The organism is Endozoicomonas sp. ALB091, assembly GCF_049310265.1.
Lineage (GTDB): Bacteria > Pseudomonadota > Gammaproteobacteria > Pseudomonadales > Endozoicomonadaceae > Endozoicomonas.
The window spans coordinates 446,513-472,283 of record NZ_JBLYNQ010000008.1; the positions used below are offsets into that span (position 1 = coordinate 446,513).

A 25,771-nucleotide genomic window follows, 5' to 3' on the forward strand; every position below is an offset into this window, starting at 1 on the left:
AACTACACAGCAGATGTCGTCATGTTTAATGCAAAGTCAGATGTTATTAACCACTCTGTTACAGACTCCTGTTTCAGCTGTTTACCTGGCACCGGGGAAGCTGACATCGCCAATGATCTAATTCCGGTATCAGGCGCAATAAAAACTCACGCTTTATCTTCAAATCGAAAGTGCAAAATTTCCGGGATTGATTCCACGTTTACTTCTTCTGGCAGCACCGGCCAAAAAATCACTGAAACGTTTACACCGCCACTAAAAAACAGGCGCTTTACCGAACCGCAGCTGACCGTTGATTCCCCGACTATTCCAAATCGGAAATTGTTAGGTGGAAAAGGGATGTTCCTGACCCTGATGAAGAACGCAGGATTAGCTGTCCCGCCATTTCGCTGCATTGAGACAAGCATCGTGCAGAGCCTTGAGGCGCTTCCATTCGATGCCAGCCCATTGCTGGCCACGCTGGATGATGGCCATGAGTTTCCCCATACAACGGGCAGTCTGGTGAATATAAGACAGTGGATTACCCAAATGGCACCAGCAGGCAACCCATCGGGCAAGCCAACAACAAGACAACAGCGCTGGCTCGATGCGCTTTCTTCATTTATTGCAGGCGCGGACTTTTATCAGCAAATAAGCGCTCTACCCATTGCCGACACCATACGGGATATCTATAAGGAGTTGCGCACCGACCTGGCTAAGTCCGACAGCCCGATTATCGTGCGCAGCTCCGGCGTGGCTGAGGACGCCTTTGGTAACGCCCAGGCCGGCAAGTACCAGTCCCTGGTGCATGACCAGGCGGATATCGTGGCAACCTGTCTTAAAGTGCTCGCTTCTGCTTACCGTTCCACAGTTTTTTCCCCAACAGCCCCGCAAGGGATGGCAATTATCCTGCAACAGTGCATTCAATGTTGCGTTGGCGGGGTGGGCATGAGTTATCGCCGCATTGATGACGGCACGTTATTGATCGAGTGTGGATCGGGGCAACCCAAAACGGTGGTGTCCGGTCAATACGGTATCACTCCCCATGGTTATGAGATCAAGCGCAACGGCAAGCAATGGGAGGCCACCTTTAAACCCGGCAATCCTGAGTATGGATTCATTTTACGCACCAATGAACAGGGGGGCTATGAGGAAGAGTGGGTCAAATTTGAACCTGCTGCTGCCACGGCTGAGTTCATTGGCAAAGACCAACTGAGCCGTCTGGTTGCGGGAGGGAAGATACTGGAAGACGCGTTGTTGTGCCCTGTGGATTTTGAATTTGCCATTGATCCGGAGGGCCATGTCCTTTTTTTGCAGGGACGCCCGATTACCTGCCTGCCCGGCGGCAGCCATTTTTCCATGGCATCTCCTCCACGGTCTCTGGATCAGGGCACCGTCATCAGCGACGGTTGTGGCTCAGGGTTGGCGCTGGCCATCAGCGGCCCGGTCAACGGGAGCAGTCTGCCTGACAATGTCATTCTTTTTTGTGACCATGGTGGTGACTGGCTACTGGCCCCTGAGGTTCTGGAAAAAACAAAGGGGATTGTCTTCAACAAATGGGCCAATAACGACCATATATCCATCGGCCTGAGGCAGGAGGGCATACCCTGTGTGGGGATTAAGCAGCCTCAATGGTGGCCCGATAATGATGCACCGGAATGGGTAACGCTGGTGTGTGGGAAGTTTCAGAAAGAGTCCGGCGGGTTTTTATTGCCGGGTGATCGGGAACAGGCGTTGTTGAATGTCAGTGACAAATCGGCCACCCCTGATTATCAAGCCGCACAGGCTGCCCAGCAGGCATACCAGCCTGCAGAGCCGGAAAAAGAACCGTCGGTAGCACGTCTGTTCTCCTGGCTTGTTGAGCAAAACACCAGGCTCCTGGATTTTCTCGGGACTGAGCGACTGATTCATTTATGCCTGTCCAAAACCGGTGCTGTCCAACTGAGCATGCACCCCGGGCGACAAGAGATTGTCCAGGGATGTGTTCAGGAGATCGACAATTTTATGCAGGAGATCACGGCTTTTCTCTCTGGCTACGAACGGTTTTTAATGCTTGCAGCCGCTGATGCTGATCTTAAACAGCGATACCAGGAGGAGTTAATCCCGCTTCGCGAGCAACTGGCGCTGGTAAAAGCAAAGGTTAAACAAACCGTTGCCCAGGTCACAAGGCCATTTCTGCCTGGCAAGGAGTTACCGGCCTCAGGTTCGGATTTTCAACAATGGCTGGCCCATTGCCAGTTATTAAAAGACCACCTGCAAAGGCTTGAAGAAGTCCATCAGGTGCACAACATCAAGAGCGTTCATGAACTGATTCTATGGTTGCACAAATGTTTTCTCACCAGGCTCTGGCCCGTGGCCACCGCTTCAGGGCAGGGTGAAGTGAGCACAATAAGGCGGCCTATCTATGGAAATATCGATATTGTTGATTTCTCAACGTCTCAGGAAGAACCATTATTCGACGACACTTGCCGTGAGGCACTCAGGCAATTACGGGCCGAAAGAGTGACCGCTCTCAATATGCCAGATTGTACCCGGTTGTCGATTCAGCTTGAGCATCATGCTTGTACCATCGACCTGTTGGAACAAGCCGACGGTGGCAAACAACGGACTTTTCGGATGTGTTACTCTGAGGCGCTGGCCGATTCATTGCAAGTAACCCTGAGCGGAAAGTTCAAGCGACTGTGGTTTTTGGCGCAAACGCTGTCTCACTATTGGAAAAATAGCGGTTTCAATGCACCGGACATTCATTTCAATGAACAGACAGGCCAGGCCCTCTTTGAACTCACCCATCTGCCTGACAAAAAAGATTTGCAGCACATGTTTGTGGACATTCTGAGTGTATTGCACATTCTGGGCAATATGGATTTTTTGTTGGGGCCATTACATCTGGACGAAAGTCAGACAAACTGGAATATGGCCACAATCAGGGAAAGGCTGAATAATCCCGCTTTCGCTACAACCAATCGATCAGCCCTGGAGCATATCTACTGGTGCTCCGCTTACTCACGCACAAAATCACTGATGAGCCTCTGTACCCGGGACAGAGCGATCCGTCACCTGGTTGAAACGGCGCTGATCTTTTCTCAGGCTCCCATCAACTGTATTGAAGAAGCGCTGAACGATCAACTCGATACGCACAGGCAGAAAATACTCTGGCATTGGCTACTTTCTGATCCAGCCAAAGCCAGCCCCCTGGTGAACAAATACGTTAACTGGTTAGCTGACGAAACAACGGCCATGCGTCTGGTGTCGCAAAATGGCCATATCCTGAAATACCTTGCTCCTGAACTACGCAATCAGCGGGCAATGGTTTTTACCGCCATCAAAAGCCACACTGGCGCTATTGTCGATGTGCCGGAGTCCTTTAAAAATGATATTGAAATTATGTCTTATGCCCTGGCAAATACAGGGGATCCGGAAACCACCATTGCCCTAATTGGGCCAGAGCTATCATCAAATCCTGAACTTCTCCGGCGTTTATTCACCGCAGCCGTTGAAAACACATCACAGGCTCTTTCCTGTCATGCGGCAACTGAGTATCTGGAACAACATCCTGGATGCTATAAAGAGCTTCTTCTGTTGGCGCTGAAGTGCAGTGATAAAGATGATTCCTATCGATTATTTCACCACAATTTCAGGAAAAACCTGCTTAACAACCGTCATCTTTATCGGAAACTTGCCTTAAAAGCGCTGGCAAAACCCGGAATAGACGATAGGCTGAGATATTTTCCGGAATTGAATAATGATCGAGAAGTAGTATTCACGGCGGTTGGCTCAGACCCCTTATCATTAAAACATGCCGGACCTGAACTTCAGGCGGATAAAGAACTGGTCAAAAAAGCTGTTGGGAACGATGGGAGAGTTCTGAAATTTGCCAGTGAAGAGCTTAAGGATGATGAAGACATCGTATTGGCCGCTGTCAAAAATTATGGGGTTGCCCTGCTATACGCCAGTGAACGGTTAAAAGCGGATCCAACAATTGTTAGAGCAGCGCTGAAAAATAACGCGTGGGCGCTACGGTATGCCGACGAACAATTAAAACATGATCCGTACTACGTTCGACTGGCTGTCAGTCATCCTTATCCTTATCTTGATATAGAGCAGTGTGGAGATAAGAAATTACTGACCATTGTCGTATCAAAAGACCCTCTTTTCTTTGGAACACTCGCCAAGCAAAAATGGAGAGACGATGAAGAGTTGGTGCAACTGGCTGTGCAAGGTCACGGTCGTACTCTCAAGTATGCCAGTTGCAGACTACGCAGGCACGAGCCAACTGTCCGGCTGGCAGTTCAACAGGATGGTATGGCACTTGAGCATGCCAGCCCGGAACTGCGAGCCAATAAAGCGCTGGTCAAACTGGCAGTGAAAAATGACGGCATGGCGCTGGAGTTTGCCAGTGACCTGCTTCAGGATTGCCCGGAGGTGGTCAAACTGGCCCTGCACCAAAATCCGTTGGCGCTTCAGTTTGCCAGTGACCATTGCCGCAATGACCCGGAGCTGGTCAACATCGCCTTGCAGTACAATGGTATTACCTTGCAGTATGTTGACCGTTTATTACAAGGAAAACCCGAGATCATTGCGGCAGCGATGAACCATGTCGGGCCTGTTGCGTTAAGGTATTATCAACATTTTCATAATGGCCCGTGTGCCTCTGGCAGTCACGACCCATCCCTCATAGAGTGTTGTCCATAAGCGAATAACTGGTAAAAGTCAGTTGTCCAATACTTCAGTTATTTAACTGACGTAAAAAATATTTTGCTCTGTGCAACTATTATCATGTTTTTTTGTCCAATGGATCAAATTGGTAACTCGCAGCCTAAATTAGCCTTGGTCAACCAATAACAGCCAATACTAATGTAGCACTATAGCGCGGAAATGAATTAACGCATTTTCAAACAGGAATTATCAATATGAACACTTTCAACGTATTCAGTTCTGAAAGATCGACTTATCAGCAATTCGACAGTGAAACAACATGCGTTGTTTCTAATCAGCCTGCAACTGGCGGTTCAACAGTTTCCCTTGCTCCCTCTACACAACCTGCTCACACACCGCAAATTGATCCATCTCAAAATCTACCCCGGCAAATGCTTGTTTGTAATCGTGAAGTTGAGATTAAAACCGAGTCTCTTTGCCCAAAAAAATCCGACACGAATGACGGGGTGAAACATCATGAGCGTACCGGCTGTATTACTAAAGCCGAAATAAAAAAGGCGACCATGGAGCTTCACAGTGCAATCACCAACACCGAGAATCTGGAGGATCTGACCAATGACAACATCCTTGCCCTGATTGCAAAAGGGGCTGATGTCAACGCCAAAACCAAACGCAGTGGCAAGAAAACCGCTCTCCATCTTGCCGCTATACATGGCAATCAGAGAATCATTGAGCTGCTTGTCAACGAGGCCAGGGCTGACGTTAACCTCAAAGATGATTATGGCAGGACAGTAATGGAGTGTGCATTCCAATATGGCACCAATATTACGCCCCTGATCCCCTGTATGGTAAAAGCCGGATTCGACATTCATGCCGATTGTGGTGGTAACGGGGCAGGAACCATGCTTGCTCATGCGGCCAGGGGAAAAAACTGGGTGCTGGTGGAGTTTTTATTAACCAATGGTGCCGATCCTAACGACCGGATCAACAAAAATGAAACAGCACTCCACCTTGCGGTTCGTCTGGGTAAGCCGGAAATAATAGACATGCTGATGAAGTATAAGGCAGATATCAACGCAAAGACCAACGATGAAGGGAGGACAGCTCTTCACCTTGTGGCTCAATCTGGCCAACGGGACATCCTGGATAAGCTGCTTCAGCATCACGCAAATGCCAACGCCCTGGACAACGATGAAAGGACACCACTCTACCTGCTGACTTGTGCCGATGGTCAGCTGAAGACCTTTCAGTATTTCATGGATACCCTGATTAAACTTCAGGATGACATCGACCATCGGGACATCGGTAGGTCAACTCCCCTCAGCATCTTAGTCAACAGCCTTGAACATCAGGATGCCCTCAAGTATGCCATTAATACCTTGCTTCAACGCGAGGCCGATGTTGACGCCCAAAATGGAGGCGGGTATGCGCCTCTCCACTTTGCGGCTATAAATGGCAAGCTGGAGGCCTTTAGCCAATTGATTGAAAAGGGGGCCAACATGTACGCCAAAACTAACCGTGGCATGATGGTTCTGGACCTCGCCAGGCGCAATGGCCATCACTGCACAGCAAAAATACTGGAGATTCTGGACAATGCCAAATTTGATGTTAAAGCCCCCTGTGACTCCGCAGGTGGCAGGACGATTGCGTATGCCATAGAAAACAGGAAATGGAAGATGGTTGACTCTTTAATAGTTCGTGGGGCTGACATCAATGCATGGAAAAATGAAAAAAGCCAATGCACCCCCCTTCACCACGCGGCTTTAATGGACCAGAAAGATATAGTGAGAGAGCTACTGGAGAGGAGCGCTAAGGCCAATTTACGAAATATAGATGGGCGTACTGCTCTCCATTATGCCGTGTCGGCCCCCGACTGGGACTATCAGGTAGATTGGACAGTTCGACTGGCTATCCTTGCCGATCTGATTGAAAACGGAAAAGTGGAAATCAATGCCCAGAATAAATACGGAGCAACAGCGCTCCACATTGCAGCGAGTCAAGGCAGTATAGATATGATTCGAGAGCTGCTGATGCGAGGGGCTGATTTCAATATTCTGGATGAAAAAAAGATGACAGCTTTTGATCATTGCAATAGGTTTGAATATCTTTTTGGGATTCCCCTTGAAAAGGTTAGCCGGAAAGAAAAAGAGAAAGCCTGTCTGTTTATGGCAGAACATAATGCTGATGTGCGAGGAGCCGATGTGATGAAAGCCAAAGCAGCCGAAGAGAGGGCAGCAAAAGTAGCCGCCATGAAACGCACCTTCAATGGGTTATTGCATAAAGCGAAAGAGCTTCTCAAGCCTGAATGAGAATGCTGAGAAGCCCTTATTTTAGGAGCGGTATAGAGTATATCTGAACGGTCAGAGTTTAAGCCGGAAGCACCATTTTCCAAATATCATGTTTAAAAAATAGTAAACAGCGGATGTTGCCATGTTTAATACACAGTCAGATATTATTAGCCACTCGGTCACAGGCTCAGGTTCCACCTGTTTGCCCGGTGCAGAGGGAGCTGACATCGCCAATGGTGCAATTCCGGTATCAGGCGCTGTAACAACTCACGCTTTATCTTCAAATCGAAAGTGCGAAACTTCCGGGATTGATACCACGTTTACTCCTTCTAACAGCACCGGCCAAAAAATTACTGAAACGTTTGCACTGCCATTAAAAACCAGACGATGTACCGAATCACAGCTGAACGTTGATTCCCCGACTATTCTAAACCGGAAATTGTTAGGTGGAAAAGGGATGTTCCTGACCCTGATGAAGAGCGCAGGATTAACTGTCCCGCCATTTCGCTGCATTGAGACAAGCATCGTGCAAAACCTTGAGACGCTTCCAATCGATGCCAGCCCATTGCTGTCCACGCTGGATGATGGCCATGAGTTTCCCCATACAACGGCCAGTCTGGTGAATATAAGACAGTGGATTACCCAAATGGCACCAGCAGGCAACTCATCGGGCAAGCCAACAACAAGACAACAGCGCTGGCTCGATGCGCTTTCTTCGTTTATTGCTGGACCGGATTTTTATCAGCAAATAAGCGCTCTGACCATTGCCGACACCATACGGGATATCTATAAGGAGTTGCGCACCGGCCTGACTAAGCCCGACAGCCCGATTATCGTGCGCAGCTCCGGCGTGGCTGAGGACTCGTTTGGTAACGCCCAGGCTGGCAAGTACCAATCCCTGGTGCATGACCAGGCGGATATCGTGGCAACCTGTCTGAAAGTGCTCGCTTCTGCTTACCGTTCCGCCGTTTTTTCCCCAACAGCCCCGCAAGGGATGGCAATTATCCTGCAACAGTGCATTCAATGTTGCGTTGGCGGGGTCGGCATGAGTTATCGCGGCATTGATGACGGCACGTTATTGATCGAGTGTGGATCGGGGCAACCCAAGACTGTGGTGTCCGGTCAATACGGTATCACTCCCCATGGTTATGAGATCAAGCGCAACGGCAAGGAATGGGAGGCCACCTTTAACCCCGGTAATCCTGAGTATGGATTCATTTTGCGCGCCAATGAACAGGGGGGCTATGAGGAAGAGTGGGTCAAATTTGAACCTGCTGCTGCCACGGCTGAGTTCATTGGCAAAGAGCAACTGAACTGCCTGGTTGAGGGGGGGAAGACACTGGAAGACGCGTTGTTGTGCCCTGTGGATTTTGAATTTGCCATTGATCCGGAGGGCCATGTCCTTTTTTTGCAGGGACGCCCGATTACCTGCCTGCCCGGCGGCAGCCATTTTTCCATGGCATCTCCCCCCCGGTCTCTGGATCAGGGCACCGTCATCAGCGACGGTTGTGGCTCAGGGTTGGCGCTGGCCATCAGCGGTCCGGTCAACGGGAGCAGTCTGCCTGACAATGTCATTCTTTTTTGTGACCATGGGGGTGACTGGCTACTGGCCCCGGAGGTTCTGAAAAAAACAAAGGGGATTGTCTTCAACAAATGGGCCAATAACGACCATATATCCATCGGCCTGAGGCAGGAGGGCATACCTTGTGTGGGGATTAAGCGGCCTCAATGGTGGCCTGATAATGATGCACCGAAATGGGTAACGCTGGTGTGTGGGAAGTTCCAGAAAGAGTCCGGCGGGTTTATATTGTCGGGTGATCGGGAACAGGCGTTGTTGAATGTCAGTGACAAATCGGCCACCCCTGATTATCAAGCCGCGCAGGCTGCCCAGCAGGCATATCAGCTTGCGGAGCCGGAAAAAGAACCGTCGGTAGCACGTCTGTTCTCCTGGCTTGTTGAGCAAAACACCAGGCTCCTGGATTTTCTCGGGACTGAGCGACTGATTCATTTATGCCTGTCCAAAACCGGCGCTGTCCAGCTGAGCATGCGCCCCGGGCGACAAGAGATTGTGCAGGGATGTGTTCAGGAGATCGACAATTTTATGCAAGAGATCGCGTCTTTTCTCTCTGGCTACGAACGGTTTTTAATGCTTGCAGCGGCTGATCCTGATCTTAAGCAGCAATACCAGGAGGAGTTAATCCCGCTTCGCGAGCAACTGGCGCTGGTGCAAACAAAGGTTAAACAAACCCTTGCCCAGGTCATAAGGCCATTCCTGTCTGGCAAGGAGTTACCGGCCTCAGGTTCGGATTTTCAACAATGGCTGGCCCATTGCCAGTTATTAAAAGACCACCTGCATCGGCTTGGGTCCGTCCATCAGGTGCACGACATCGAGAGCGTTCATGAACTGATTCTATGGTTGCACAAATGTTTTCTCACCAGGCTCTGGCCCGTGGCCACCGCTTCAGGGCAGGGTGAAGTGAGCACAATAAGGAGGCCTCCCTATGAAAATATCGATATTGTTGACTTCTCAACGTCTCAGGAAGAGCCATTATTCGATGACACATGCCGTGACGCACTCAGGGGATTCGATGCCGAAGGTGTGACCGTTCTCAATACGCCAGATTGTACCCGGTTGTCGATCCAGCTCGGGCATCATGCGTGTACCATCGACCTGTTGGAACAAGCCGACGGTGGCAAACAACGGACTTTTCGGATGTGTTATGCAGAGGCATTGGCTCATTCATCAAGAGAGCACCGACACGGAAAGTTTCAGCGGCTGTGGTTTTTGACGCAAACTCTGTCTCAATATCGGCAAAATAGCGGTTGCAGTGCCCCGGACATTCATTTCAATGAACAGGCAGGCCAGATCCTTTATGAATTCACCCATCTGCCTGACAAAAAAGATTTACAGCGGATGTTTGTCGACATCCTGAGTTTATTGCAAAAATTGAGCAATGCTGATTTTCTTTTGGGAACAATTAACCTGGACGAAAGTCAAACGAAATGGAGTATGGCTGCAATCAGGGAAAGGCTGAATAATCCCGCTTTCTATGAAGCCAATCAATTTGCCCTGGAGCATGTCTACTGGTGCTTTGCTTACCTGGAGAAAACATCATTGATAAACCGCTGCACCCAAAATATGGCGGTTCGTCATCTGGTTGAAACGGCGCTGATATTCTCTCAGGTTCCCGTCAACCGTATTGAAGTAGCGTTGAACGATCAACTCGATACCTACAGTCAGAAAGTACTCTGGCATTGGCTACTGTTTGATCCTGCCAAAGCCAGTCCCCTGGTGAACAAATACGTGAACTGGTTAGCTGACGAGACAATGGCCACACGTCTGGTGTCGCAAAATGGCCACATTCTGAAATACCTTGCTCCTGAATTACGCAATCAGCGGACAATAGTTTTTGCCGCCATCAAAAGCCACCCTGAGGCTATTACCGGTGCACCGGAATGCTTTAAAAACGACATTGAAATTATCGATTACGCCTTGGCAAATACAACAAAAAAAGATCCGGAAAAAATAATTGCCTTTATAGGGACAGAGCTATCATCAGATCCTGTGATTTTTCAGCGCTTATTAACCACAGCGGTTGAAAACACATCACAGGCTCTTTCCTGTAATGCGGCATCTGAGTATCTGGAACAAGATCCTGGATTCTATAAAAAGCTTCTTCTGTTAGCGATGGAGCGCAATAATAACGATGATTCCTATCGATTATCTCTTGAAATTTTCCGGAAAAACCTGCTGAACGACCATCAGCTTTATCGGCAACTGATTTTGAAGTTTTTGGCGCTAAGGGATGTCGGCAGGCAACTGGAATATTTTCCGGATTTGAATAATGATCGAGAGGTAGTGTACACAGCGGTTGGCTGTGACCCTTTTGCATTGGCATATGTCGGGCTTGAATTTCAAGCGGATAAAGCACTGGTCAAAGAAGCTGTCGGGAATATGGGGAGAGTTCTGGAATTTGCCAGTGAAGGACTTAAGGATGATGAAGACATCGTATTGGCAGCCGTCAAAAATAATGGGGTTGCTCTGGAATACGCCAGTGAACGGTTAAGAGCTGATCCGACAATTGTTACCGCAGCGCTGAAAAATTCAGGTTCTGCGCTGGCATATGCCGCCAGGCAATTCCGTGATGATCCGGATTACCTTTGGTTGGCTGTCAGTGACCATAACCCTACACGCCCTATTTACCAATATCTTAATGGGGATCAGTGTAAAAATAATGAATTATGTGCCATTGCCGTGTCCAAAATGCCCGTGAACTTTCAATACCTCGATAAGCAACTGAGAAATGATCAAGCGTTAGCGCAACTCGCCGTGCAAGGTAATGGTGAAATGCTCAGGTATGCCAGTGAAACGGTGCGTGGTCATGAGGGTACGGTCCGTCTGGCCGTTCAACAAAACGGTATAGCTCTTGAGTATGCCACCCCGGAACTGCGAGCCAATAAAGAGCTGGTCAAACTGGCGGTGCAGAATTCCGGCATGGCGCTGGAGTTTGCCAGTGACACGCTTAAGGATTGTCCGGAAGTGGTCAAACTTGCCGTGCAAGAAAATCCACGGGCGCTGTATTTTTCCAGTGACCATTGCCGCAATGATCCAGAGCTGGCCCATATCGCCTTGCAGAACAATGGCCGTGCCCTGCAATACGTTGGCCGTTCATTACAAAGCAAACCTGAAATCATTCAGGCAGCAATTGATAATATCGGGCCTGTTGCGGTAAGGTATTATCAACAATTTACCTAATGGCCCGTATGTCTCTGGCAGCCACTGCCCCCCTCATAGACTGTTGCCCATAAGTAGTTAACCAAATGAAATCGTATTTTCTGACTAAGTGATCAGTCACTCTGCGGCGTTACAACTCCGGTCACATAGCTACGGCTATGCTCCCTGCGTTGTGCCTTGCATAGTAACTGCCCACTTAACCAGAAAATACGATTCCATTTGGCCAACTACTTAAGCAAATACCTGGTAAAAGTCAGTTATCTAACTGGCGTGAAAAATATTTTGCTCTGTGCAACTTTTATAATTTTTTTTTGTCCATAGAGTTAAACCACCAGCACGCACCTTATTTTAGCCTTGATCAACCAATCAAAAGGGGAAGACGGTTCTTCAACTTGCGGCTGAATCTGGCCGGCAGGAAATCCTGGATAAGTTGCTGCAGCATAACGTGGGCGTCAACGCTCAGGACAACATATCAGGACAACAATAGTAAGAGCGTTATTAAAACTGACCGACTTGTTACTGATTTATACAAAAGTAACTGGTTAAGCTTATTTCTTCGAAGTTTTCTCTTTACATCGAATAAAAAGCAATATCGAAGCCGCCGAGTCGCTTAATTGAATTGATACGTTTGTACTTTTAATTGTTCGACCGTGTCTGCTTTTCAAATGTCATGCCTCTATAAACATATTTAATAACTACACAGCGGATGTTGCCATGGTTAATGTACGGTCGGATTTTATTAGCCACTCTGTCACGGACTATAGTTCCACATGTTTGCCTGACGGCAAGGATGGCAAGAAAGCTGACATCGCTGGTGGTGTAATTCCGGTATCAGGCACTTTAAAAAGACAGTGTGAAGTTACCGCGACGGTTACGACGTTTACTCCTCCTGGCCGTGCTGACCACGAAATCAATGCAACATTTGCCACGCGATTAAAAATCAGGCGCTGTACTGAATCGCAGCTGACCGTTGATTCCCCGACTATGCCAAACCGGAAATTGTTAGGTGGGAAAGGGATGTTTCTGACCCAGATGAAGAACGCAGGATTAGATGTCCCGCCATTTCGCTGCATTGAGACAAGCATCGTGCAGAACCTTGAGGCGCTTCCATTCGATGCCAGCCCATTGCTGGCCACGCTGGAGGATGGCCATGAGTTTCCCCATACAACGGCCAGTCTGGTGAATATAAGACAGTGGATTACCCAAATGGCTCCACCAGGCAACCCAGCGGGCAAGCCAACAACAAGACAACAGCGCTGGCTCGATGCGCTTTCTTCGTTTATTGCTGGCCCGGAGTTTTATCAGCAAATAAGCGCTCTACCCATTGCTGACCAAATACGCACTATTCATCAGGATTTATGCACCGACCTGGCGAAGTCTGACAGCCCGATTATCGTGCGCAGCTCCGGCGTGGCTGAGGATTCGTTTGGTAACGCCCAGGCTGGCAAGTACCAATCCCTGGTGCATGACCAGGCGGATATCGTGGCAACGTGTCTGAAAGTGCTCGCTTCTGCTTACCGTCCCGTGTTTTTTTCCCCAACAGCCCCGCAAGGGATGGCAATTATCCTGCAACAGTGCATTCAATCTTCCGTTGGCGGGGTCGGCATGAGTTATCGCGGCATTGATGACGGCACGTTATTGATCGAGTGTGGGCCGGGGCAATCCAAGACGGTGGTGTCTGGTCAATACGGTATCACACCCCATAGTTATGAGATTAAGCGCAACGGCGAGCAATGGGAGGCCACCTTTACCCCCGGAAATCCTGAGCGTGGATTCATTCTGAGGCGCAATGACCAGGGTGGCTATGTTGAAGAGTTGAGCACATTTGAACCTGACACTGCAGCTTCCGACTTCATTGGCAAAGAGCAACTGGACCGTCTGGTTCAGGGGTGCAGAAAGCTGGAAAACCTGTTGCTGTGCCCTGTGGATTTTGAATTTGCCATTGACCCGGATGGCCAGGTCTTGTTTTTTCAGGTACGTCCGATTACCTGCCTGCCCGGCGGCTGCGATTTTTCCATGGCATCGCCCGCCCGGTTTCTGGATCAGGGCATCCCGGTCAGCGACGGTTGTGGCTCAGGGTTGGCGCTGGCCATCAGCGGTCCGGTCAACGGCAGCAGTCTGCCGGACCACGTCATCCTTTTTTGTGACCATGGCGGTGACTGGCTGCTGGCTCCTGAGGTTCTGGCGAAAGTAAGGGGTGTTGTCTTCAACAAATGGGCCAATAACGACCATATATCCATCAGCCTGAGGCAGGAAGGCATACCCTGTGTGGGGATCAATCAGCCTCAATGGTGGCCTGATAATGGTGCACCGGAATGGGTAACGCTGGTGTGTGGGAAGTTTCAAAAAGAGTCCGGCGGGTTTTTATTGTCGGGTGATCGGGAACAGGAGTTATTGAGTCTCAGTGGCGAATCTGCCAGCCCCGATTATCAAACCGCCCAGGCTTACCAGCAGGCATACCACCCTGCGGTGCCGGAAGACGAACCATCGGTAGCACGCCAGTTCTCATGGCTGGGTGAGCAAAACACCAGACTCCTGAATTTTCTCGGAACTGAGCGGCTGATTCATTTATGCCTGTCCAAAACCGGCGCAGTCCAACTGAGCATGCACCCCGAGCGACGGGAGATTTTGCAGGGATGTGACCAGGAGATCCGCCACTTTATGCAAGAGGCCGAGGCTTTTCTCCTTGGCTACGCTCAGTTTTTAATGCTGGGCGCAGGCGCTGATCCTAACCTTAAGCAGCAATACCAGGCGGAGTTAAGACAACTTCGCAGGCAACTGGCACTGGTACACAAAAATGTTGAACAAGCCCTTGCCCACGTCACCAGACCGTTCCTGACTGGCGCGGAGTTACCGGCCAGGGGTTCGGATTTTCAACAATGGCTGGTCCATTGCCAGTTATTAAAAGACCACCTGCAACGGCTTGAAGCTGTCAATCAGGCGCACAAAATCGAGAGCGTCCATGAACTGATTCTATGGTTGCACAAATGTTTTCTGACCAGGCTCTGGCCCGTGGCTACCGCTTCAGGGCAGGGTGAAGTGAGCACAATGAGGGGGCCTTTGCATGACTATATCGATATTGTTGACTTTGCAACGTCTCAGGAACAGCCATTATTCGATAACACATGCCGTGACGCTCTCAGGCAATTCGTGGCCGAAAATGTGACCGTTCTCAATATGCCAGATTGTACCCGGTTGTCGATCCAGCTCGGACATCATGCGTGTACCATCGACCTGCTGGAACAAGCCGACGGTGGCAAACAACGGACCTTTCGGCTGTGTTACTCTGAGGCACTGGCCCATTCATCAAAAGAACAACGACATGGAAAGTTTCAGCGGCTGTGGTTTTTGACCCAAACACTGTCTCAATATCAGAAAAATAGCGGTTTCAATGCCCCGGACATTTATTTCAATGAACAGGCAGGCCAAGTCCTTTTTGAGTTCACCCATCTTCCTGACAAAAAAGATTTGCAGCGGATGTTTGTGGACATCCTGAGTGTATTGTCCAAGCTGGACGATATTGATTTTCTTTTGGGCACATTGAATCTGGACGAAAGTCAAACAAAATGGAATATGGCTGCCATCAGGGAAAGGCTGAATAATCCCGCTTTCTCTGCAACCAATCAATTTGCCCTGGAGCACATTTACTGGTGCTTCGCTTACCTGGAGAACACATTATTGATAAACCGCTGCACCCACGATATGGCGCTCAGTCATCTGGTGGAAGCGGCACTGATATTTTCCAAAGCTGGCATCAATGAAATTGACGTCGTGTTAAACGGGCAGCTGGCAACATACAATCAGACATTGCTTTGGCATTGGTTACTTTCTGATCCCGCCAAAGCCAAGCCTCTGGTTAACAAATACGTTAACTGGTTAGCTGACGAGACAATGGCTATGCGTCTGGTGTCGCAAAATGGCCACATCCTCAAACACCTGGCGCCTGAACTACGCAATCAGCGGGCGATGGTTTTTGCCGCCATCAAAAGCCACCCCCAGGCTATTGCCGATGCGCCAGAGTCTTTTAACAACGATATTGAACTCATCGAATATGCCCTGGCAAATACCACAGAAGATCCGGGAAAAATATTTGCCTTTATAGGGGCCGAGCTATCATCAAATCCTGAGCATTTCCGGCGCTTGTTAACCACAGCGGTTGGCAACACGTCACATGCTCTTTGCTGTCATGCAACAACTGAGTATCTGGAACAAGATCCTGAATTCTATAAAGAGCTGCTTCTGCTGGCCAGGGAGCGCAATCATAACGACGATTCCTATGGATTATTTGCCAGGATTTTCAGGAAAAACCTGCTTAATGACCAGCAACTTTATCGGCAACTGGTCTTGAAGTTTTTGGCGCAAACGGATGCTGGCAACCAACTGAAAGATTTTCCGGATTTGAATAATGATCGAGAGGTAGTGTGCACGGCGCTTGGCTCTAACCCTTTAGCATTGCAATATGTCGGGCTTGAATTTCAAGCGGATAAAGCACTGGTCAAAGAAGCTGTCGGGAACATGGGAAGAGTTCTGGAATTTGCCAGTGAAGGACTTAAGGATGATGAAGACATCGTATTGGCAGCGGTCAAAAATAATGGCGATGCTCTGGAATACGCCAGTGAACGGTTAAGGGCTGACCCGACAATTGTTACCGCAGCGCTGAAAAATTCAGGTATAGCGCTACTAGCTGCCAATAAGCAATTCCGTAATGATCCGGATTACGTTTGGTTGGCTGTCAGTGATCATCACCCCTCTTTACGCCCTATTTGCCAATATCTTGATGGGGACCAGTGTAAAAATCATGAATTAATGTCGATTGCTGTGTCGAAAAAACCCGGGAACTTTCCATTCCTCGATGAGAAACTGAGAAATGATGAAGCGTTAGCGCAACTGGCCGTGCAAGGTAATGGTACAGTGCTCAGCTATGCCAGTGAAACGCTGCGTGGCCATGAGGATACTGTCCGTCTGGCCGTTCAACAAAATGGTATAGCACTTGAGTATGCCAGCCCGGAACTGCGAGCCAATAAAGAGCTGGTCAAACTGGCGGTGCAAAATGTCGGCATGGCGTTGGAGTTTGCCAGTGACGCACTTAAGGATTGTCCGGAAGTGGTCAAACTTGCCCTGGAACAAAATCCGATGGCGCTACAGTTTGCCAGCGACCATTGCCGCAATGATCCAGAGCTGGTCAACATCGCCTTGCAGAACAATGGTAGAGCCCTTCTGTACGTTGGCCCCTCATTACAAAGCAAGCCTGAAATCATTGAGGCAGCAATTGATAATATCGGACCTTTTGTTGTGGCGTGTATTCAACAAAAAATTGATTGATGCCATATTTAGAATTGGTATAACCCGGTTTTCAGCTACAAGGCAACTTGAAATAGCGTAGCAGGGACGAAAATGGCGGCAAAGGCGGCGGTGGCTCAAGCGATGAGTCATGCTTTGATACAGACGATGATTCAGAATATGGATCAAAAGACTCATAAGGAACAGAAAACGCCAAAATAGAATGTGGCCCCGAATCCACTTCATTCGATGATGCGCCGAGATAGCCTCCCTCAGTCTCAACAGTAACCACTTTCTTATGGTGCGGCCCTGGTTGCTCAGTCACATTCTCTCGCCCAAGTAGCGGCTGTTTCATGACTAATGGGGCATTTTCCGACGGTTTTGGGCAGCTTACCTCCGCCAGGCACGCTTTCACAGACCGTGAACACTTGTAGCACCCCTGACACGGATCAGAATTGATAACGTTCTTTGCCGCATTCCGGACGGCCGTAAAAAAATGTCCTTTTTCGGAATTCCCAACAATGTTCATATAAACCTCTAGAATCCTGCCAGAGCGAAAATTGATATTATTATTTGTAAAAAATTTTAGACCGTTAATTTCTGAAAAGATTCCATTAAATAAATTTATTTACTCTGAACTTTTTACCAATACTAAAGTCCAGCAAATTGTAGTGACGCATGCCTGTTGTTTCTTCGTGAAGCAGTCTTTTAGAGAATTCCCAATAACGGATCAGGCCACAATCTGAGTAGTTGCAATCATTTCAAATAAAAATCACTTTTCCCACGAAAATTTAAGGATATTATAAAAATGAATTTTGTTTTGGTTACCAGGAAATAACAGCAAGTTCAATACCTCAAGACATTGGAATGAATCAAAGTGCAGATCCGGTCGACTCCGCAACTTCCGCTAATTTGTGGCATTTTTCCGGGATACCTTTGAACAAACTCGGTGATATTTCTACTCATCTGAGCTGTGGTGAGATTTTGGAGTTGCAAAAACAGCGCAACCCGGCGGCGATTACCTCCCGTGGCATCAAGGAAAATACTCCTCTTAAACGCCTGTATGCCAGCCCTGATGAAGCTCAAACAAAGCTGAATTCAATTCAGCCCTTCTGGCAATGACATTCTGGTCACTTCCAAAAGTGGTGGCACAATGTTTGGCATTGACGACAACGGCAAAGTCAGATGCCAATATTTATATCCAAACTGCAACCACAAACAGAAAGTGCTTGCTGCCTTCAGTGAGGCTGGAGATCATGCGGCTATTTTCACCGAGACTGTGTATTCAGACGAAAACACTCTGAAAATCATTGGCCGTCTGGGTGACCGTTGGCAACAGGTGGGGTCCCTTAACTACCCCTGCGGATTTAAGGTCAAATTCAGTAAGTCAGCACGGCATCTAATGATCCACACTAATGACCAGAAAATCATACTCTGGAGTTTGAACGACACAGGCACCTATGTTGAAAAGAACGTAATTCATGGCCAGCCGTTATCTTTGTATACGGCATTTAGTGCATCAGAAAACATCTTGCTGACCGTCAATCATAACAATGGCCTTGTCCAAATCCTGAGTTATAACAACAGTCGAGACCAATGGATAATCCTAGAAAAAGGTTATTATGGTGATGCTGATCTGAAAGTCTGCTTGAGCGATGACCCGGCATCCAACTGTATTATGATCAATGAGCGTATGAAGGACGGTCAGAATAATGTTTATGTCGTGCATGTTAGCAATGAAGCCCGTTGCCAATTTAAAAAAATCCAGTCAAAAGAGAAAATTTATCATGCCAGTATCATCAGCCCATCAGGGCGCTATGTTCTGACCACACATGATGGTAGCGATGGACTATCAGCCATGATCTGGAGTTTTGACAGTGAGGGTAATTCGATGGTCAAAGCCAGGATCTACCGCCCTGCATCTGCCAACAAACATTTCTGGATCAATGAAGCCATATTCAGCGCTTCGGAGCAGATGCTTCGGCTTTGCTCGGAATATCGTAATTCGACAACGATCATCCTTTGGGGGTGTGATGATAACGGCTTATGGACCGAGAGAGGCGTTATTGACCATGCTGTCAATGATGTAGACAGCGATGATACTGTCCACAGCCACGCAATGCTCCAGATATTGGCCCAGGACGAGGACGGAGTCTTTAAAATCCACGGCTACGACAGCAATGGCCATTGGTGTAAAAAAGCAGTTGGAAACACTGGCACCAAACTCTCTACAGGCAGTTTCAGCCCCTCTGGACGAGTGCTGTTTACCTGTGATGACGACAGAAGTGCCAGCATCTGGAAGATCACACCCTCAGAGTAATACCGGGTGAGGGAGGAACTTTTCCCGGTTTACAGCATCAAATGTAGTGGATTGTTCGGACTTACTAACATAAAAACTAACTATTTATATGTTTACTATTCATCCCGGTGCTGCGGGTTATGAGCAAAATTACCATTCGCCAGCCAGTGATCATTCTGTAGTAACTGCTCAAAAAAGGCTGGCAAATTCTACAGACAATCTTCCACAGTTCAGTGAAATACGTAATGTCACGCCCATCACTGATTGTGTCCGCTACCTGAAGCAATCGGCACCGCCGGTTGGCGACGCGTTTCATTTATTCGACTCCGGGGACAAGAAGGATGAATTGATCCGTTTCTATCGGCAAAAGACCGGCAACGGGTTTCTTTTTGTTATCCGGCATCCGGACGACCTGGATCATCACCCATTAAGAAGGCTGCACTATTACCCTGTTCCCGGAAGAAAAACCGAACATCCCGGGCTTATTTATCAGTCGTTGCCCATCACTCTGATTTTTGATTGTGACAACCTCAGACCCAGACAGCTGGCCTCATTGAATGAGCTGTTGGAGAACCCACCCCGGCTGGATGGCAGGCCCATCAGCACAACAGTCAGCCGGGTTGTTCTGGCTAAAGCACGTTTAATACGCCAGCCTGACGCTCCTGGTCCGGATTTCTGGCGTCGGATATTTGCCTTGAATGGACCTTCTTCAGCACCCGTCAACTCCCCTTGTCCCAACCATGAGGCCATTGTTCGGTCCGTAAGCCATCGCACCGAGCCGCCAGAGCCCGGGAGTTTGCAGATTCACTGTGCTGGTCAGGATATCTTTGCCCGCCTGTTTGGCAACCTGACCATCAATCGTGCGGGAGAACAGTATTTCCGCAAAGGGATGATCGACAGCCAGCCAGAACCTGTCACCCTCTGTCTGGTGGACCCTCCGGATGCCGGGAGCCGATTCTGGCAGTATTTGTCTGACATTCTTGAGCAAGGCTACTTCATCGCCAATGGTGAACGGGTGAAGCTGCCAGCATCGCTGGTTTTGCAGCAATATCACACCCCGACAGCCCATATCCGGGCATTCAAACAAGCAGTAACCAGCACACCGGTGTTACCCGAAAAAAGCTGTGGGATTATCAATACCCATAATTTCGACGCGATCTTCAGTGATCTGTCCGCACAGGAAAACACGCTGCAACAAACCGATACCTTTCAGAAGGTGGCCAGTGAATTTGACCAGCTGTTCATTACCGGTGAGTTGACCGATCAGCAATGGCGGGTCCTGAAACAACGGGCGGAATCACTGCCTGTTCCCCCCAGGTTGGTGACCGGCGCTTTGCCAAAGCCCTCCGGTGACGGTGTTGTCCGGCTGTATACCGGCAATGTTGCCCATATTGCCAGCAACGCCCACCGCTATCACCTGGCCAAAGGGCAGCAATGGGAGGAGCTGTGGTTTACCAGCAAACTGAAACTTTCCGGTAAGTTGAGTTTCCGGCTGAGTCATTCCCCCTTATTGCTCAGGCTCCTTGCGGGTGAACCGGTGGTGCTGACCGGACTGGAACATACCCCGGTTCTGGCAGGGCACCTGGAGTCATTGCTGGCACCTGAGCCCTATCTCTGGATTTACGGCCAGAAAATTGCTCTGCCCAATTGTCAGCTCCATATTGTCTGGCCCGGTCACCGTTTACTGGACCAGAGTTTCTGGTACCAGCGTTGGCAGCAACAGGATGTCGGGGATAGTCAGTCAACCAGCCGTGCCGAACCCGCCCAATCCATTATCGCCGGCCATCCTGGGGCTAAGGAGCGATTAAGCCGTCTTCTGAAGAGCATTCGGCTCTTGCCCCTGAGCCCGAACAAAAGCTACCCGGTCATTCCGGTTCAGGCACCTTCTGAGTTCCTGGCACTGCTTGAGGCTCAGCTCCACATTGAACAGCGTCTGGATCGTGCCGAGACTCTGGACCTCTTCCACTGGCGCAAGGCCCTGAATAAGTTACTGGCCCATCCCGTGCGCGGTGATTTTGTTATTTACAGTTTTGTCAAAGCACAGATCAGCGCCCAGTTTCCGGATCACATGGCAGGGGTTGATCGGGATGGCATTGCTGCCATCCTGGAAACCATGCCTGCCCAGCAGGGCCCACGGGACCTGTTAGCTAATTTCTGGCCGTTAGCCCGTTATATGGCCCCTGCACTGGCCGACTGCCTGCCTGCTACTTTACAAGAACGCCCTGTCCATGGCTGTATCGTCAGGATGGCTGCCGTTATCAAAGCAATATTCACTGAAGAGGGCGTCAAGGCACATCATTTGTCGGTGCGGGATGGCAACATCCAACCCTGTCACGGCCATCGTCTGCGCCTGCTTTACGATGCCCTGCTGGCCTTTGCCAGAGACAGCCACCACCGGGGGCTCCCGGTGCATCAGCAAGCCATGGTCCTGAACCATCAACTGTCAGCCATTACCCAGTGTCATCCGTCTGAGCCAACCCCGCAGCTACAGCAGCATCTGCACCAGCAGCTGCTGCGCTACTTTCCTGAACAGCTGCTGACAACCTCGTTGTCAACACTGGCCACGGAGTGGCTACAGGCCAGCCATGGTCATAAACAGCAACAGGCCAGGCGGCTGGAGCAGCTGATTGCCATGCTCGATAAGCATAAAATTATTGAGCTGACCGGTCCGGCGGGTACCGGTAAATCCTGTCTGGCCGTTGCCACCGGGCAGGCAATGCAGAAACTGCAACACGCATCAAAGCATTGGCTCGTTGCGGCCATTGGCGCAAAGCTTGGCCAACAGGCAGTGACAACACTGACTCTGGGACCAAACACCACATGGGAGTATCTGTACGGCTCCATGACCCTGAAGAAAAACTGGTTGGGGCACCTGGCTTCTCATTCGCTACCCGGCCAGCTAACGGATTGGGCCAAAAGTTCCGAACCGGGCCTGCTGGTTATTAATGAAGCCAACCTGGTGCCGCAAGGGCTATTGTCGCCGCTGAGTGGTCTGCTGGAATCGCCTCCCAGGCTCTGCGTCAATGGCCAGACGATCGGGCTGACAGAAAAACACCGGGTTTTGCTCACCGGTAATCCAGAGAATTATCCGGGGCGGCATCTGGATCCTGAATTGAAAAGCCGGATTCTGAACCTCTATTACCGGCCACTGCCCCAGTCCATCCTGAAAGAAGCCATCATTGCACCACTTATGCCGGATGGCTGGCCCATGGAAGTGAGATCCACCGCGTCGGCCACCATTCTGTCTCTGCTCGCTGAGTATAAAAAACTGTTATCCAAAGACTACGAGCTGACACCAAGGGATCTGAACGACATCATGGCCCGGTTCAGAATGATCACTGTTGGTACACCCTGCCCCACCAGCAATGAACAAATATTCGCACTGGCTGCCGAAGCGTGTCGGCAAAGTCTGGGCGGGCGGATCGACCAGGACCGGCGATCGGAATGGCAAGCGCTCAGAGCTTACTGGTGCAGCGGTGGCCAGGCTGACGATCAGGTGCTTGACCGACACCAGCAGGCTTTCCAGCAGTTTTTCAGCCAATTGACAGTGGTGAATCAAAAGCGACCGAAGCCTTTGGTCATCAATACTCCGGCCACCAGAGACTACATAAAAACCTGCTGGCAATTTCTGCAACTCAGGGAGCCGGGAAGGGTTGCCATGGTGGTGGAAGGGGCTGCCGGGTGGGGTAAGGATGCCCTGTTACTGCTGACCCTGACCACCTGGCAACAGCAAACCGGTAAAGGCTATCAGCACCTCAATGGGACACCAGACCGGTTTAACCAGTTCGTGCAGGCTTTTAACCGTGCCTGGCGTCTGGGTGAGGTGCTGGTGGTCAGTGAACTCAATATTATTCCTTCCGGGCCATTGGAAGAGTTTCTCAATGACCGCCTGCCGCTGCCTCACAAGGATGGGTTCAAATTGATTGGTACCGTTAATCCGCCCACCTATCCCGGACGGACGGCATTCCCGCCGTCATTGACCAGTCGATTTACCGGCGTTCATATCCACCATGATACCCGGGATGACTACCGGCTCAGGCTGCAAGCCATGGGGGTATCAGAGGAACTGAGTCGGTGGCTGACCGCTTGCGCCCATGGCATCAATGACAATCTCCGGCAGCAACGCCTTACCCTTGAGCTGACGCTGCCGCAGCTGCTTCAGGTCGCCGATCGATTGACCCGCATCTCTATGGGGCAGTTGCCTGAGTATCTGCGCCGGGAGTGGCGACCCTATTTGGACAGCTGCCAGCCTAAATTTGAATGGCCCTCTATTCCCGGCCAGTCAGCAGAAAAAGAATCTTCCAGAGGTTCGGCATCACCGAAGACTTTCAGCCTGGGAATTCCCCCTGAAGTGTCTAACGAATATTATGTAACCCGGTTTTTTCCTGGTCAGTGGGATTGCGCGCTGTATCGACTGGAGCTGTTCACCGTCAGTGTGACCACTGATCAGAATTTAGTGCGAAGCCCGTTGCCAGAGCGTCCTGTCGATCAGAGTTTTCTTTTGCCAATGTTAGCCGGGCGCAGTCATCTGAAAAGCGATGAAACCACCGGACGCCTGATACTGAAACCGGGCAGCGAATGGCAGCCATTGCCATCACTGACGGCCGCAGACCGTTTAACCGGTCTGCACACCATCCCGGCAGAGGCACTGGAGCTGGCACAGGACAACCAGACTGGCCAGTACTTTATCCGTTCCCGGTTAACCGAACCGGTGGCTGTGGGCTTTATTATCAAACCCGATCCGAAGTACTTTAAGCCGTTAACGTCGGCCGATCCCATCGAAACGCAACCCCGGCGATGCCCATCCCTGATCAAAGTACATCTGGATCAGGAGGTTTTCAGCCAGCAACCAGGGCACTTTCCGGGCTATCGGAAGTTGCGGGAAATAGGGCAGATAAGGAATCTGTCCGAACGGCTGCTGGCCCTGATTGATTGGTTCAGAGCGTTTTCTTACGAGCATAACTTTGTCGAAACCGGCATCAGCCTGGTCAAGCGATTGTTGCAGGAGCAGCAGGGCAGCTGTCACCACCGTGCATTTCTGTTTCAATTACTCTGTCTTTACTGGGGTATCGAAGCCCGGATAGTAAAATCGGAATCACATGATTTTGTTGAGGTCAGATCCTGCAATGGGTGGCGACTTTGCGATTTATGGGGCATCGAAAGCATTGTCACATTCTTACCTGAGCCGAAATGGGTGGGTATCTACGTATCAGTGCCGACGCCGCCAGTCAAGCCAACTGTCGGACAAGCTACAGGCAGTCATGCCTCCGGCTGGAACCGGCTCCTGTCACTGGTCATCTCCCTGTGCCAGCAATGGCAATGTTCTAAATTCGCACTGCCTCAAGAGGCCAATAGCCTTGTCAAAGATGCTGTTCTGGAAGAGTTCCGGAAAAATTTCCGCCCTATCCCCATGAGCAGGCACTTGTCAGCCCGACGTTACAATAGTTCGTCAGAACACAGACCTCTTATCACCGCATTTGATATTGCCTACCATCTGGCACCGGAACAGTATCTGCAGGCAGCCAGACACGCCATTGACCATTTTGATACCCTTGCTCCTCCTGAAAGGAAAGCCATTATTGACTGGAGCCACTGTATGCTCATCTGGTCAAAAAATTATCAATCGCCAAAACAGCATGATTTCTGTCGGTGGTCGGAGTTTGCCTGGCAACTGTATCTGCACAGCCCGAATGACTTTCCCGTTCTGCCTGTTCAAAGCCTGCAGGCCGTGACCCGGTTCAATCTTGATCATGATGGTACGGCGCAAAGACTGGACCAGCGCCTGTTCCGGGTAGAGTCCATCGACAGAACCTGGCTGAAAAATGTCAGGGACAGTCCGGAGGCCGACAACTTTTCTCTGCTGTATGACTGGGAAACATTGCCTCAGATGGCTGTCACCGATGTTTATTGGAGCCATTCCTCCCGGGGCAGACTGGATCTTGCCCGACTGATCCGTGGTGAGCCCTGTTTTCCGGAGAAATCAACCTGTTACCTGGAGACCAACACCCTGATGCTGTCCAGTCAGTTTTTGATCGACAGGGCGTTGGATGCCCTCAAACTGGCCACCAATCGACAGACCGGGGCACTGTTTCGTGATGAACTCCCTTACCAACCTGGCACATTCTTAATTGATTACATTGATCATGCAGAACAGAACCGGCAGTTAATTCGCCTGATCAGCGATCAACGCTCTGCTGAAATATATACCCCGGTGATATGCAAAGACCTGGAAAAATTCCGGGTGTTAATCGTCGGCAACTTCTGTGACCAGGTCACCATCTTTGAAAGTCCGGCAGGGCAAAATTTTAACTTGATCGGCAGTGGGATTTTTTCTCCGGGTATTGCTCTGGATTGCCAGGAGTCACTGAGAAAAATAAAACGCTTAATCAATGAGCCTGATGCCAACACTCTTTTTAACCGCAAATAACAGTACCCAATCAGGGAGGAACTTTTCCCGTTTTACACCATCTAAGTAGGCTGACGGATCGCAATTACTATCAGAAAAGTACTATTTTCATGTTTCCTGTTCAGCCTGGT

Annotated in this window: 7 protein-coding genes and 1 pseudogene; all 8 read left to right on the top strand. The window is 49.8% G+C overall.

All coding sequences use genetic code 11. The annotated features are described in order from the left end of the window. The first annotated feature begins 21 nt into the window (after positions 1–21). On the top strand, positions 22–4,668 hold the full coding sequence (locus ACO6UX_RS18485) for a DUF4116 domain-containing protein (RefSeq protein ID WP_422449848.1): 4,647 nt from the start codon (positions 22–24) through the stop codon (positions 4,666–4,668). A gap of 218 nt (positions 4,669–4,886) precedes the next feature. Next, positions 4,887–6,941, top strand: a complete 2,055-nt coding sequence (locus ACO6UX_RS18490; RefSeq protein ID WP_422449849.1) for an ankyrin repeat domain-containing protein — start codon at positions 4,887–4,889, stop codon at positions 6,939–6,941. 121 nt (positions 6,942–7,062) lie between these two features. Next, positions 7,063–11,676, top strand: a complete 4,614-nt coding sequence (locus ACO6UX_RS18495) for a DUF4116 domain-containing protein (RefSeq protein WP_422449850.1) — start codon at positions 7,063–7,065, stop codon at positions 11,674–11,676. Between the two features lie 364 nt (positions 11,677–12,040). Continuing rightward, positions 12,041–12,142, top strand: a pseudogene (locus tag ACO6UX_RS18500) (hypothetical protein); the annotation flags it as partial. Positions 12,143–12,369: 227 nt separating this feature from the next. Beyond that, positions 12,370–16,977: a DUF4116 domain-containing protein gene (locus ACO6UX_RS18505; protein WP_422449851.1), complete on the top strand. Its 4,608-nt coding sequence runs from the start codon at positions 12,370–12,372 to the stop codon at positions 16,975–16,977. A gap of 825 nt (positions 16,978–17,802) precedes the next feature. Beyond that, positions 17,803–18,057 carry a hypothetical protein gene (locus ACO6UX_RS18510; protein ID WP_422449852.1) on the top strand — a complete coding sequence of 85 codons (255 nt, stop codon included), beginning with the start codon at positions 17,803–17,805 and terminating at the stop codon, positions 18,055–18,057. 31 nt (positions 18,058–18,088) lie between these two features. Further along, the gene (locus ACO6UX_RS18515) at positions 18,089–19,255 is read left to right on the top strand and encodes a hypothetical protein (RefSeq protein WP_422449853.1); all 1,167 of its coding nucleotides are present in this window, start codon (positions 18,089–18,091) and stop codon (positions 19,253–19,255) included. 88 nt (positions 19,256–19,343) lie between these two features. Continuing rightward, positions 19,344–25,661, top strand: a complete 6,318-nt coding sequence (locus tag ACO6UX_RS18520; protein WP_422449854.1) for a transglutaminase domain-containing protein — start codon at positions 19,344–19,346, stop codon at positions 25,659–25,661. Positions 25,662–25,771: the final 110 nt, after the last annotated feature.